Source organism: Massilia sp. CT11-137 (assembly GCF_047302885.1).
GTDB lineage: Bacteria > Pseudomonadota > Gammaproteobacteria > Burkholderiales > Burkholderiaceae_D > Telluria > Telluria orientalis.
In genome coordinates, this window is record NZ_JBKYMP010000002.1 from 2,490,592 (window position 1) to 2,504,203 (window position 13,612).

Below are 13,612 nucleotides of genomic sequence, written 5' to 3' on the forward strand. Positions count from 1 at the left end.
TGCAATCCCGGGCGCGGAAGCGATACTGAAAGTCCGATCATCGACTTTCAGGGAGAGGATCATGAACGAGCAAGCCAACATCAGCCTGATCAAGCAGGCGTACGACGCGTACGGCAGGGGCGACATCCCAACGCTGCTCGGCCTGGCTGCGCAGGACATCGACTGGGAGCTGCCCGAAGTGGAAGGCATTCCGTTCAGCGGCAAACGCCATGGCGTGAGCGAGATGGCCGACTTCTTTCGCATCCTGGCCGAGTGCCAGGAACCGCGCGAATTCCAGCCGGACCGCTTCATCGCCCAGGATGACCAGGTCGTCGTGCAGGGCCACGGCACGTTCGTCGTCAAGGCCACCGGCGCCGAGTTCAGCGGCGACTGGTGCCATATCTTCCGCGTCGCCGGCGGCAAGATCGCCAGCTTCAAGGAATACGACGATACCCACCAGGCCGCGCAGGCCTACCAGCCGCGGGGTGCCGGCGCGGGCATCACCCCGCCGCAGCCGTCTGTTCATTAACGCTCTGCTATCATGGGGACATGAACCCCGACCCCCTCGCGGGTCGCCACGTGCGGCTCGAACCTTTTGACGAGACGCTCCGCGCACCCGTGCGCGGCGCGCTCGATTGCGACCCCGACGCATGGCAGCTGTTCGCGATCAACGGGCGGGGCGACGGCTTCGACGGCTTCTGGGACAGTCTCAACGCACAGGTGGCGCAGGGCGGCTGGATCGCCTACGCCATCCGCGCCGTCGCGAGCGGCGCCGTCGTCGGCACCACCAGCTTCCTGAACATCAAGCCCTCGCGCCAGACCGTGGAAATCGGCGGCACGTTCATCCATCCGGACGTGCGCTCCACGGCCGTCAACGCGGAAGCGAAATACCTGATGCTGGCGCACGCGTTCGGGAGCGGCATGCGCCGCGTCGAGCTGCTGACGGATGCACGCAACGTGCGCAGCCAGGCCGCCATCGCGAAACTGGGCGCCGTGCGCGAAGGCGTGCTGCGGCGCGAAAGAGTCACCTGGACCGGGCACGTGCGCGACAGCGTGCTGTTCGCGATCACCGACCTCGACTGGCCGGACGTCCGGGCGGGCCTGGAGCGGCGGCTCGGCGTCAGCCAGGCCTCACACGGGTGCCATGGCGCCGGAACGCCCCCGGCGTGCAGCCGTATTCTTCCTTGAACAGCTTGTTGAAGTACGAGACGTTCGCATAACCGACGGCAAACGCGATATCCGCGATGGGCGTGCCGGCCTGCTCGGTCAGCAGCCGCGCCGCTTCCGTCAGCCGCAATTGATTGACGTAGGCCGTGAAGGTCATGCCGAGCTCCGACTTCAGGATCTCGTTGATCTTTTCGCGGTCCGCGCCGATGCGCGCGGTCACCGTGCCCATGTCCAGGTCGGGGTTCATGTAACGGGTGCCGATGTAGTGCAGGATGGCGGCCTTTTCCTTGTCCTTGAACGGCTCCAGGGTCAGCTGCCGGTAGGCGACGAAATGCCTGTCGTTCTTCAGTTGCGACTGCAGGCTGGCGACGAGTGCCCGCGAGTGTCCCCGCAAGAACCAGACGGCGAACGCGCCCCAGCCGATCACCGAGATGACCGCCAGCGCGACACCGTAGCGCTCGTCGTGGCCGTGCAGCGTGAATTCGCTGATCTCGACCCTGGAATCGGTGTCGCGCGGGCTCTTCTGGGTGACGCCGAATACGAATCTGCCGACCTGCCCAAGATCGTAGGACTGGCGCGCCGGGTCGACCTTCGACGTCTGGAACCACCACGGCGGAATCGTCAGGCGGGTCAGGTCCAGCGACACCGGCGTGCCCTGCTCGCTGCAGGAGAAGTAGGTTTGTGGCGACGGGTAGGTATGAAACAGGCCCGGCGTCGAGATGGCCGGGTCGAACGCGGACAGGCTGAACAGCAGTGAATTGGCGGGCGCGCATCTGGCGACGAACGTGACGGTGGTGTATTTCGACAAGTCCGCCGGCCCCGCCTTGGCCTGGCCATCTTCCAGCAGCATTTCGGCCGCCACGTAGGGATAACTGGCGGCGGGCGTGACCCGGAAGTCGAAGCGAAGCGCAGCGCGGCCCGGTTCCAGGATGCGAATGGTCGACGTGCCGCCCAGGAAGGCGTCCGTGATGACGTCCGGGCGCCAGTGCACGTCGCTTCGTTCCCTGGGAATGAGCCTGGCGGACGGGTGGCTTTGGCGGATGCAGAACCAGGCGACCAGCGCATTGGCCACCAGGACGAGGATGAGCGCAACCAGCGCTTTCTTGTAGAACTCTTGCATGGGCCTATCTAGTGATTCCCCGCGCGGGGGAATCATTTTATACGCGTCACTGCGTCCAGCTCAGCGACTGCGCATCCAGCGACACCTCGTAGTAGCCGCGGCGATCCCAGGCCAGGGGCTTGCCGTTCTGCGACAGCGTGCCGCCGTTCACCACGACGCGCAGCTTGCGGCCCGACGGGAAGTTGGCCGGCAGCGTCCAGCGCCACGTGGTCACGCCGGCACTGGCCGTGGGCGTGGCTGCCTGCAGCAACTGCTGGCCGCGCCAGTAGGCGCCGATGTTGACCACGCTGTCGATCCATACCGTGCCCAGCGCCTTGGCGTGGGCCATGTTGCCGGTGACCGCGCCGATGTCCACGCCGCCGCCCCAGTCCTGCGTGGTGGGCAGCAGCGTGTGGAACAGATAGATCATCCAGCGGCCCTGGCTCGCGGCGGCGTCGAATTTGGACGTGTCGCTGGGGAACTCGGCGAGCGGCAGGTTCTGCGCGTCGCTGCCCGTGCCGGCTGCCACCATGCCCGGCCACACGCCGCGCGAGACGAGGAAGCGCGATGCGGCCGCGGCCTTGTAGTCCGTGTCGCCGAACGGGTAGGCGGACGTCCAGACGGCGGACTGTCCGAGCTTCGTGCGGATGTAGACGCCGGTGTCGTCGAACTCGGCCCCGGCGCTGCCCAGGCTTGCCGGGCAGGTGTTGGGATCGTTGTCGGTCAGTTCCGCGGCCCGGCAGTGGTGCGTCGTGTGGTTGCCGATTTCCGAACCCTGCGCGACCGCGTCCTTCCACGTGGCGTCGTAGTTGGCATACCAGTTGGCGACCGGATTGACGTAATAGGTGACGCGGACGCGCTGCGCCCTCAGGTCCGGATAGTGATCGATCTGCGACGGCTGCGAGTCGTCGAAGGTATAGGACAGGGCGGCCTTGAAGCCGGCCCAGTCGAGCACGCGCAGCCCGGGCTGGCCCGTGGTGCCGCCAGGGCGGGCCACGTCGCTCGCCGCGAGCGGCAGCGGCAGGCCCGCCGCGCCGCCGTCGTTCCAGGGAAGCACTTGTACCTTCAGCGGGGCCTGGCTGGTGCGCTGGCCGTCGCTGACCTGCACGCTGAGGTCGTAGTCGTTGTGGCCATCGGCGTCGCCGGGCTGCGCGGTGTCCGGCGCCTGCCGGAACGACAGGGCGCCGGTCGCGGGATCGATCTTGAAGCGCGCCGCGTCGCCGCCGGCGAGGGACCACGTGGCGGTGCGTCCGCCGGCGACGGTCGCCGTCGGGATAAGGAACGTCGCGGTCAGGCCTTCGTGGACGCCCAGGCTGGCCGGCACCGACAGGACGGGGGCGGCCGCGGCCGCGCCGCCGGCGCCCGCCTGGACGTCGGGACCGTTGACGGCACTGCCGCCCGCACTGCTGCCTCCGCTGCAGGCTGAAAGAAACGCCACCAGCAGGGCAGGGATGGCGGCCTGGATGTTGTACTTCCTGTTCAAGATGGACTCCTCCAATCGTTATTGTCGATCCCCGATCGTAGGCATCCGCCCGATGGCGCTCTAACGCTTATTGCGGAAATTTCCATCGTGTGCAGAAATTTATAAGAATGTCTGCAGATTGTTTTAGTGCCCGGAAGGCGTTTTCAGCCGGCTTGCGAGCCTTCTGAATTCCCTGGGGGAACAACCATATTCTTCCTTGAACAGCTTGTTGAAATACGAGCCATTGGCATAGCCGACCGAATACGCGACCTCCGCCACGGTCGCGCCGGCTGCGTCGGTCAGCAACCTGGCTGCTTCGGTCAGCCTCAGCTTCTTCAGATAGCCGGGGAATGTCATGCCGAGTTCGGTCTTCAGCACATCATTGACCTTGCCGCGGGCCGCGCCCGTGCCTGCGGCGACGGCGTCCAGGTCCAGTCCGGCCTGCGCGTAATGGGTGGCGATGAAGCGCAGGATGTCGGCCTTTTCCTTGTCCTCGAACCGTTCGACGGTCAGCTGGCGATACGCCGCGAAGGACAGGTCGTTCCTGAGCCGGGATATCACCTTCGCACCGAGGGCGCGGGACTGCGCCCGGTAGAAGCCGATGCCGAAGGCGCTCCAGCCGATCAGCAGGATCACGGCCAGTGCGACGAGGTAGCGGTCGTCGCGGCCATGCAGCGTGAGACCGCTGATCTCGACATGCGAATCGAGCTCACGCGGGCTGTACTGGCTCGCGCCGAATTCGAGTTTTACCACCCGATCCAGCTGGTAGGAGCGGCGCGCAAGGTCGACATGTTGGGCGTCGTACCACCACTCCGGAATGGCCAGGCGGGTAAGGTCCAGCGAGACCGGCATGCCCTTTTCGTTGCAGGAAAAGAAAGTCATGGCGGGCTTGGCGACACCTTCGTCGACCACGGTGATGTTGAGGATCAGCGAATTGGCGGGCGTGCATTTCGCAAGGAAGGTCACCGTCGAGTACGCCGACAGATCCGCCGTCCCATCGAACTGCAGCGCCGCCCACGCCCAGGGATGCGGGATGGCGTCCGATACCTTGAAGTCGAACCGGAGCGATTGCCGCGTGGCCTCCTGGATGCGTAACGTCGACGCGCCGCCGAACGGGGCGTCATCGATGGCGGCGGCGTGCCAGCGGGGCGCCGTGCGATCCCGCGGCAGGAGCGACGCGGATGGCGCGCTGCGATGGATGCAGAAACCCGCGATCAGCGCGTCGGCGGCCAGCAGCAGCACGAACGCGCCGAGGGCCTTCCTGTAAAAGTGCTGCATGTCAGCGCTGCGCGAAAAACGCCGACGGCGAACAGCCGAACGTCTTCCGGAACATGTGCGAAAAGGCCGACTGGCTCGTATAGCCCAGTTCCTCGGCCACGCGGGACAGCGGCATCCCGCGCGCGATCAGCGGCGCCGCGTGCGCGAGGCGCACCTGCTGGCGCCATTCGGTGAAACTCATGCCCAGTTCCCGCTCGAACAGCCGCGCCAGCGTGCGTTCCGATGCGCCCACCTGGCGCGCCCAGTCGGCCAGCGTGTGGGTGGCGCCGGGTTCATCGAGCAGGCGTTCGCACAGGCTTTGCAGCCGCTTGTCGCGCGGCAGCGGCACGCGGATCGGCAGCGCGGGCGAGCGCGCCAGCTCGTCCAGCATCAGTTCCGACAGCATCGTCGCGCGCGGCGACGGTTCCAGCTGCGGCAGTTGTTCCAGTGCGAGGATCAGTTCGCGCAGCAAGGCCGACACTTCCAGCACGCGGCATGGATCAAAGGGGAAGGGCGAGCGCGCGGCGTGGATGCGCACGGGACGCAGGCGCACGGGTTCGAGCACGGTGACCTCGTGCACGACGCCGGGCGCCGTCCAGATCGCGCGCGACGGCGGCACGATCCAGCTGCTGCCGGCGGCCGTCAGGCGGATCACGCCTTCGCGCGCATAGGTCAGTTGGCCGAACGTGTGCGTGTGCGGCGCAACATTGTCCAGCGCCACCAGGTCGCGCGCCGTCAGGGTGACGGGCCGCGCCGGCGTGGGATCGAAGCAGTCGGGGAACGGCTGCGTATGGTGGACGACGGGGATGCTCACGGATGTCCGATTCTCGATAGAAGTTGTCCTGCTATCGTAATTCAGCCGTGGTCCATTTGCCTACACTGGCGTTTTCCCCTGGAGTAAATATGTCACAAGACAGCACCCTGCGCGCCGACGCGCGCGTGATCGCCCTGGTGGGGCTCGCCCACGGCACGTCGCACTTCTACCACCTGATCCTGGCCGCGCTGTTTCCCTGGCTGAAGCCCGCGTTCGGCCTCAGCTATGCGGAACTGGGCCTGCTGCTGACGGCGTTCTTCGTCGTGTCGGGCGTCGGCCAGGCGCTGGCCGGCTTCGTCGTCGACAAGGTCGGCGCCCGCAGCGTGCTGTTCTTCGGCATGACGATGCTGGGCGTCTCGGCCCTCGTGCTGTCCGTCGCCGGCAGCTACGCGGCGCTGATGGCGGGCGCGCTGCTGGCCGGCGTCGGCAACAGCATCTTTCACCCCGCCGACTACACGCTGCTGAACCAGCGCGTCTCGCGCGCCCGGCTCGCGCACGGCTTTTCCGTGCACGGCATCAGCGGCAACATCGGCTGGGCCGCGGCGCCGCTGTTCATGACGACGGTCGCCGCGTCCTCGAGCTGGCGCATGGCGCTCGCGTCGGCGGCGATCCTGCCGTTCCTGGTGCTGGCGATTCTGATGCTGAATCGCGCACACCTGCGGCCCGAACCGAAACCGGTCGCCGCACCGGTCGCCGCCGGCGGAGAAGGGACGCTGTCGTTCCTGCGCCTGCGTGCCGTGTGGATGTGCTTCGCGTTCTTCTTCCTGACGGCCGTGGCGCTGGGCGGCATCCAGGCCTTTGCCTCGATCGGCCTGATGCAGCTGTACGGCATCTCGCGCGAGCTGGCGACGGGGTCGTACACGGCCTACATGCTGGCGTCGGCGGGCGGGATGCTGCTCGGCGGGTTTGTCGGGGCCGGCCGGCAGGACCACGACCGCACGGTGGCCATCGCCTTCGCCGTGGCCGCCGCGCTGGCGCTGCTGCTGGGCGTGGCCGTCGTGCCCGGCTGGCTCGCGTTGCCGCTGATGGCGCTGGTCGGCTTCTTCTCGGGCATCGCGGGACCGTCGCGCGACCTGATGATCCGCGCGGCGGCGCCGAAGAATGCGACGGGGCGGGTGTACGGGATCGTCTATTCCGGGCTGGATGCGGGGCTGTCCGTGGGGCCGGCGCTGTTCGGGCTCGTCATGGATGCGGGGCATCCGGGGTGGCTGTTCGCGGGGATCGCGCTGTTCCAGGCGCTGGCCATTGTCACGGCAGTGGGTGTCGGCGGCGGGACGCGCAGCGCGCGGTTGCAGAACGTGCCGTCAGCGTAACTTTCCGACGATATCCGGCCCCACCGCCAGCCTGACGAACGGCGCGGGATCGTCTTCCCCTTTGCTGGCGATCCAGAACACGCTGGCCTTGCGGATCTTCCAGTCCTGCGCGGTCCCGGCAAAGATCAGCGACGCCACCTGGCCGAGCAGCGGCTGGTGCCCGATTACGACGACGGGATTCTTGTTGTCCGGCCAGCCGGCCGCTTCCAGGATGCGCTCCGCCGACGAATCCGTGTTCAGCGCTTCCACGGTGATGAACTTGCGGCCCAGCGCCTGCGCCGTCTGCACGCAGCGCGCGGCGGGGCTGGACAGGATGCGGCAGTGCGACGGCAACTGGCGGTCGAGCCACGCGCCCACGCGCGACGCGTGGCGCGCACCCTTGGCCGTCAGCTCGCGCAACTGATCGCCCTGGCGGTCGGGCACGTGCGGCTCAGCCTCGGCGTGGCGCCACAGGATCAGTTCCATGGTCGTTCTCCTTGTTATGTCCGTGGGCGGTGCTTTGCGCGCCCAGCGTCTCCATCAGGAATTGCTGGGCGCTGAAGGCCGCCTGGCTGCCGCGGGCCTTGCGGCGCTTGTAGCGGCCGTCGCTGCCCAGTTCCCAGGCATTCACGTTGTCCTTCAAATAGACTTGCAGGCCCTCGCGCAGCACGCGCTTCTTGAGCGCCGGCGAGCGGACGGGGAAAGCCACCTCGACCCGGCGGAACAGGTTGCGGTTCATCCAGTCCGCGCTGCCCAGGTAGATGTCGTTCTTGAGATTATTGCGGAAGTAGTAGACGCGCGTGTGTTCGAGGAAGCGGCCGACGATCGAGCGCACGCGGATGTTCTCCGACAGCCCCGGCACGCCCGGCCGCAGCGAGCACGCGCCGCGCACGATCAGGTCGATGCGCACGCCGTCCGCGGACGCTTCGTACAGGGCGCGGATCACGGATTCGTCGGTCAGCGAATTCATCTTGGCGATGATGCGCGCCGGCTTGCCTTCGCGCGCGATCGCCGCTTCCTGGCGGATCGCCTTGACGATTTCCTTCTGCAGCGTGAACGGCGCCAGCCACATCGCCGACAGCTGCGTGGGCCGCGTCATGCTCGTGAGGTGGATGAACACCTCGTTGACGTCCGCCGTGAGCTCCTCGTCCGACGTGAGCAGGCCGAAGTCCGTGTAGAAGCGCGCCGTCGTCGGGTTGTAGTTGCCCGTGCCGAGGTGGGCGTAGCGGCGCAGGCCGTCCGGTTCGCGGCGCAGCACGAGCGCCATCTTCGCGTGCGTCTTGAGGCCGACGACGCCGTACACGACCTGGGCGCCGGCTTCTTCCAGCCGCTCGGCCCAGTTGATGTTCGCCTCTTCGTCGAAGCGCGCCATCAGTTCGACGATGACGGTGACTTCCTTGCCGCGCAGCGCCGCGTTGATCAGCGAATCCATCAGCTCGGAGTTCGAGCCGGCGCGGTAGATCGTCTGCTTGATCGCGACCACGTTCGGATCGGCCGCGGCGCAGCGCACGAATTCGATCACGGGCTGGAACGACTGGTACGGATGGTGCAGCAGGACGTCCTGCTTGCGCAGCACGGAGAAGGTGTCGTGCGCGTTCACGAGCTTGGCCGGGAAGCCCGGCGCATACGGCGTGAACTTGAGGTCCGGACGGGCGTTGCTGTTGGCGATTTCCAGCAGGCGGCCCATGTTGACGGGGCCGTCCACCGTGAACAGGCGCGAGCGGTCGATCGAGAACTGGTCGAGCAGGAAGTCGGCCAGGTGCTTCGGGCAGCCGCGCGCGACTTCCAGGCGCACGGCGAAACCGTAGTTGCGGCTATGGAGTTCGCTTTGCAGCGCCTGGCGCAGGTTTTTCACTTCTTCCTCGTCCACCCACAGGTCGCTGTTGCGGGTGACGCGGAACTGCGAGTACGACACCACCTCGCGTCCCGTGAACAGGTCCGCCATGTGGGCCTGGATCACGGACGTGAGCAGGCAGTAGGACGCGCCAGGCTTGTCGGACAGTTCGTCCGGCAGGCGGATCAGGCGCGGCAGCACGCGCGGCGCCTTCATGATCGCGATGCCGGTGCCGCGTCCGAACGCATCCTTGCCGGCCAGTTCGATGATGAAGTTCAGGCTCTTGTTGATCACGCGCGGGAACGGGTGCGCGGGGTCGAGGCCGACCGGCGTGAGCAGCGGGCGCACCTCCTTGTCGAAGTACTGCTTGACCCACGCCTTCTGCGCCGCGTTGCGGTCCGAGCGGCGCAGCAGGTGGATGCCGTTCGCGGACAGCTGCGGCAGGATCTGGTCGTTCAGCAGCGCGTACTGGCGCGCGATGATCTGGCGGCATTCGTCGGCGGCGCCGTCCAGGTCGGCCTGGCCGGGCTCCGGGCCGCCGTGCGCCTGGTGCTGGGCGAGCAGGCTGGCGACGCGGACCTCGAAGAATTCGTCCAGGTTGCTGGAGACGATCGTCAGGAAGCGCAGGCGTTCGAGCAGCGGGACGGACGGATCTTCCGCGTTTTCGAGCACGCGGCGATTGAATTCGAGCAGCGACAGTTCGCGGTTGAGGAACAGGTGTGGGCTATCGGGCGGAAGCGCGGCAAGTGCCTCGTCCGTTTTTAACTTCATATCCATTTTTCGGGAATATTTCACTCGTGACAACGGAGTGTAGAAGCCGATTATGACAACATTGTGACAGAGAACGCTCGGCAGCGTCGTCCCGTCACAATGGTTAGAGTGGGCGGGCTTGCACGCGTTTCAGATTCTTACGCAACGAAATCCACTCCGCTGTCCAATTCGGGCCTGAAGGAGCCGAGGCGGGCTTGAAGATGCCCGCGCCGTTTGAGCAGATCGCGAATTCTTATCTGCCGCCTTCACCGTTCTGACGCACACACGCTCGGACGGTCATGACCTTGCGTAGCTACAAGTTGTCTGCGGTTACTCAATGGAAGTCGCACTTGTTATGTCACGATAACGAGCTGTCGCGACCGTATTGCCGTAGAAAGCACGGCACTCCTTGGCTTGCTCCGGGCATTCTCATTGTCAATAGTAATTCCTTGACGACTCAACAGCGATGAGGTAATCGTTCCAATGGCCGATCTGAAAAGTGCTCAAACCGTATATCAAGCGTTCATCGGACAGCAAGATAGGCTTCTGAAGCTGACAGGCCCGCTTGGTGACGAGACATTTCTTCCCCAACGTGTAATCGCTCATGAGCGGCTGGGCAGGGGTTACGAGTATACGATCGATGTCATATCGGTACGCAGTGATGTCGAACTGAAAAAGCTGGTTGCGCAGCCAGTAACGCTCTGGGTTAAACAGGCCAATAGGAGCTACTTGCCGATCAACGGCTACGTGCATACGGCGAAGCGGTTAGGAAGCGATGGCGGGTTGACGTTCTGCCAAATAGCGTTTGCGCCATGGCTGTATTTTCTAAAGTTCCGCAAGGACGCGCGAGTTTGGCAAGACAAGAAAGCGGACGACATTCTTGCCGAGGTGTTTTCTGCACACCCGCAGGCGCGCGGGAATTTTCGCTTTGATCTTACCGAGCCGGTTTCACGACGTTCCTATTGCACCCAATACGAAACTGACTGGAACTTCGTTCATCGGTTGATGGAAGACGAAGGCTGGTATAGCTACCACGAGCAAAATGCCGATGGTACAGCCCACGTGCTCGTCGTTACGGATGCGACACATCATCTCAGACCGGTCGTGCCTCAGCAAATTCATTTTCATCGCGGAAGCACCGAGGATGAGCTACATAGCATTGTGCATTGGAGCGCAAACCGTACGTTGAAGTCGAGCCAGCTCACTCTCAGAACTAACGATTACAAGGCTCCTGCCTATCAAAAACAGAGTAACACGGCCGTACTCGCGGAGCACGGGAGACTCCCAAGCCAACTGGAGATCTATGAATATACCGGCGCTTATACATATTCAAGACAAGAACAGGGGGACAAACAGTCGCGTATCCGCGTGGAAGAATGGGAGTCCAGCATAAAGCGTTTCTATGGAGTCTCCGGGGTACGCTCTCTGCCCGTCGGGAGATGGTTCACGTTGGAAGGTCATCCTGCACATCAGGTCGAGACAGAAGAAGGCCGTCGGTTCATGGTCGTCGCTGTTGAGTGGAGTATTGAAAACAACCTATCGCTGGCGAATAGTGCCAGAGAGTTTCCAGGGAGCCTCGTGGCGCAAACCGAAGCGTTTAAATCTGGAATTGGGCGTGATATCGGGCTCGGGCAGCCGGGCAGTGGAGAATCGACCAGGAATGGTAGCAATGGCCACTGCTTCAACAGGTTTGAAGTACAGCGACGCATCGTTCCGTTCCGCAGCCCGCTTATACACATCAAGCCTGAGCTACATCCGCAGACTGCCATCGTTGTCGGCCCCCCCGGTGAAGAGGTTCACACCGATTATCTCAACCGCGTCAAGGTCCAGTTTCGTTGGGATCGACAAAATCCTGGTGATGAACGGGCTTCCTGCTGGGTGCGCGTCAGTTACCCAAACGCAGGTCAGGGATGGGGGGGCATCAGCGTGCCCCGCGTTGGTCAGGAAGTCATCGTTACCTTCTTGGGCGGTGATCCTGACCGTCCCGTTGTCACCAGCCGGCTCTATAATGTCAGCAGCGGTTGTAAACTGATACAGGCAGCGATTGAAAACTGATACACCGATTTGAGAAGATGGCCGCTTTGCGGAGCGGCCTTGAAACCCAAAGAGGTGTACGTGGAAGTCAAGCTACTGAAGAAGCATGGGTTGAGCCTTCGGCAGATTGCCGCTGAAGTCGGCTGCGCAGTGAACACGGTGCGCCGGCATCTGGCTCTGGAGGCCGTGCCGAAGTACGAGCGCAAGGTCAAGCGCCAGACGAAGCTGGCGCAATTCGAGCGGTATCTGAGGGATCGGCAGCAGGCCGCCCAGCCCGATACGATTCCAGCCACGGTGCTGTACCGTGAGATCGCAGCGCGCGGCTACGAAGGCGGCATGAGCCAGCTGCGCGCCTTCATGCGCACGCTGCGCCCGACGCCGCCGGTAGATCCGGTGGTGCGTTTCGAGACGGCGATGGGCGAGCAGCTGCAGGTGGACTGGGTCGAGTTCCGCAAGGGCAGCGCGCCGCTGTATGCATTTTGCGCCACGCTCGGCTTTAGCCGGGCCAGCTATGTGGAGTTCGTCAGCAACATGAAGGTGGAAACCCTGATCGCTTGCCACGAGCGCGCTTTCGCTGCCTTCGGTGGCGTGACGCGGCGGGTCCTGTACGACAACATGAAGACGGTGGTACTGGAGCGCGACGCTTACGGCGAAGGCGAGCACCGCTTCCATGCCGGCTTCCTGGACTATGCCAGGCATAGCGGCTTTGTGATCAAGCTGTGCCAGCCGTACCGTGCCAAGACCAAGGGCAAGGTCGAACGCTTCAACGGTTATCTGCGCCGTTCGTTCTACGTGCCGCTGGTGAGCCGGCTGGCGCAGAGCGGCCAGAAGCTTGATGTCGTAACGGCCAACGTGGAAGTGGCTCACTGGTTGCAAGAAGTGGCCAATGCACGCATCCACGGCACCACCGGGGAGCCGCCAGCCGCGGCGTTGAAGCGGGAGTCGGAGCACCTGCAGCCACTGCCAGCACCGTGGCGGGCAGACATTGCGGCAGCCCGGCCGCAACCGGCAGTAACGGCGCCTGCGGCACCACGGCCGGCGGCAGTGGTGGAGCGGATCGCGCAACCTTCTCCGGTACAGCATCCGCTGCAGGTCTACGACGCGCTGCTGATGCGGGTATCGGAAGGAGTGGTGGCATGAATCTGCAGCATGAGCGGATCGCGGCGCTGTGCGAGAGCCTGAACCTGCCGTTCGTGGCGCAGGGCTACAGCGCCGCAACCCAGAAGGCAGCCAAGCAGGGAACGGCCTACAGCGACTTCCTGGAAGGCTTGCTGAGGGAGGAAGTAGCTGGACGCAATGTGCGCAAGCAAAGCACGCTGACCCGGCTGGCCGGATTCCCGGCAGTGAAGACGCTGGATGAGTTCAACTACGACTTTGCCAAGGGCGTCAAACGCAGCCAGGTCGAGGAGTTGGCCGGCCTGGGCTTCGTCGAACGGCATGAAAACGTGGTACTGGTCGGCCCCAGCGGCGTGGGCAAGACGCACTTGGCAATGGCCCTCGGTTACAAGGCCACGCAGGCCGGCATCAAGACGCGCTTCACGACGGCAGCCGACCTGTTGCTGGCGTTGACGACGGCGCACACGCAGAACAATCTGAAGGCGGTGATGCACCGCGCGATCAAGGCATATCGGCTCCTGATCATCGACGAGATCGGCTACTTGCCGATGAACCGGGAACAGGCCAATTTGTTCTTCCAGGTGATCGCGGCCATGTACGAGCGCAGCAGCCTGGTCGTGACCAGCAACCTGCCGTTCGGGCAATGGGACACGACCTTCGCGCAGGACACGACGCTGACTGCGGCCCTGCTCGACCGGTTGCTGCACCATGCGCATATCGTGCCGATTGCAGGGGAAAGCTATCGCTTGAAACACCAGCGACAGGCCGGAATGATGAGGGGGAACGACGTTGCAGAACTGGGCTGAAC

At 64.5% G+C, this 13,612-nt stretch carries 12 protein-coding genes; 6 read left to right on the plus strand and 6 right to left on the minus strand.

Translation table 11 applies throughout. The annotated features are described in order from the left end of the window. Window positions 1-61: 61 nt before the first annotated feature. Entirely contained in the window at window positions 62-508 is a 447-nt protein-coding gene (locus ACEN98_RS27780) for a nuclear transport factor 2 family protein (protein ID WP_413342743.1), read from the plus strand. Window positions 509-528: 20 nt separating this feature from the next. Then, the gene (locus tag ACEN98_RS27785; RefSeq protein ID WP_413388119.1) at window positions 529-1,167 is read left to right on the plus strand and encodes a GNAT family N-acetyltransferase; all 639 of its coding nucleotides are present in this window, start codon (window positions 529-531) and stop codon (window positions 1,165-1,167) included. Here the strand turns inward: ACEN98_RS27785 and ACEN98_RS27790 are convergent. The 4 genes from ACEN98_RS27790 to ACEN98_RS27805 all read right to left on the minus strand — a co-directional run bounded on the left by ACEN98_RS27790 (window position 1,100) and on the right by ACEN98_RS27805 (window position 5,778). Further along, window positions 1,100-2,266 carry a helix-turn-helix domain-containing protein gene (locus tag ACEN98_RS27790; protein ID WP_413388120.1) on the minus strand — a complete coding sequence of 389 codons (1,167 nt, stop codon included), beginning with the start codon at window positions 2,264-2,266 and terminating at the stop codon, window positions 1,100-1,102. The two genes, ACEN98_RS27785 and ACEN98_RS27790, sit on opposite strands and share 68 nt — an antisense overlap. A 46-nt stretch (window positions 2,267-2,312) precedes the next feature. Continuing rightward, window positions 2,313-3,728 (minus strand): polysaccharide deacetylase family protein, encoded by a 1,416-nt coding sequence (locus ACEN98_RS27795; protein WP_413388121.1) that lies wholly within the window; start codon window positions 3,726-3,728, stop codon window positions 2,313-2,315. 123 nt (window positions 3,729-3,851) lie between these two features. Further along, window positions 3,852-4,949, minus strand: coding sequence for a helix-turn-helix domain-containing protein (locus tag ACEN98_RS27800; RefSeq protein ID WP_413388122.1), 1,098 nt, complete (start codon window positions 4,947-4,949; stop codon window positions 3,852-3,854). A gap of 37 nt (window positions 4,950-4,986) precedes the next feature. Continuing rightward, window positions 4,987-5,778 (minus strand): AraC family transcriptional regulator, encoded by a 792-nt coding sequence (locus ACEN98_RS27805; RefSeq protein WP_413388123.1) that lies wholly within the window; start codon window positions 5,776-5,778, stop codon window positions 4,987-4,989. A gap of 89 nt (window positions 5,779-5,867) precedes the next feature. On the opposite strand from ACEN98_RS27805, the gene ACEN98_RS27810 reads away from it, so the two are divergent. Further along, complete coding sequence (locus tag ACEN98_RS27810) at window positions 5,868-7,091, plus strand: MFS transporter (protein ID WP_413388124.1); 1,224 nt, start codon at window positions 5,868-5,870, stop codon at window positions 7,089-7,091. On the opposite strand, the gene ACEN98_RS27815 is transcribed toward ACEN98_RS27810, so the two are convergent. Together ACEN98_RS27815 and ppk1 are read right to left on the minus strand one after the other, a co-directional pair. Next, window positions 7,083-7,556, minus strand: a complete 474-nt coding sequence (locus ACEN98_RS27815) for a SixA phosphatase family protein (RefSeq protein WP_413388125.1) — start codon at window positions 7,554-7,556, stop codon at window positions 7,083-7,085. The two genes, ACEN98_RS27810 and ACEN98_RS27815, sit on opposite strands and share 9 nt — an antisense overlap. Then, entirely contained in the window at window positions 7,522-9,681 is a 2,160-nt protein-coding gene (gene ppk1 / locus ACEN98_RS27820; RefSeq protein ID WP_413388126.1) for a polyphosphate kinase 1, read from the minus strand. The genes ACEN98_RS27815 and ppk1 overlap by 35 nt, the downstream gene beginning before the upstream one ends. A gap of 456 nt (window positions 9,682-10,137) precedes the next feature. Between ppk1 and ACEN98_RS27825 the strand changes: the two genes are divergently transcribed. Genes ACEN98_RS27825 through istB form a run of 3 tightly spaced genes read left to right on the plus strand, consistent with a single transcriptional unit; the run spans window position 10,138 to window position 13,610 of the window. Then, the gene (locus ACEN98_RS27825) at window positions 10,138-11,709 is read left to right on the plus strand and encodes a type VI secretion system Vgr family protein (RefSeq protein WP_413388127.1); all 1,572 of its coding nucleotides are present in this window, start codon (window positions 10,138-10,140) and stop codon (window positions 11,707-11,709) included. Window positions 11,710-11,769: 60 nt separating this feature from the next. Next, a complete protein-coding gene (gene istA / locus ACEN98_RS27830) occupies window positions 11,770-12,828 on the plus strand; it encodes an IS21 family transposase (RefSeq protein WP_413385955.1) in 1,059 nt (352 codons plus the stop codon). Continuing rightward, window positions 12,825-13,610, plus strand: coding sequence for an IS21-like element helper ATPase IstB (gene istB, locus ACEN98_RS27835; protein ID WP_413382469.1), 786 nt, complete (start codon window positions 12,825-12,827; stop codon window positions 13,608-13,610). Before istA ends, istB begins: the two co-directional genes overlap by 4 nt. Window positions 13,611-13,612 lie beyond the last annotated feature (2 nt).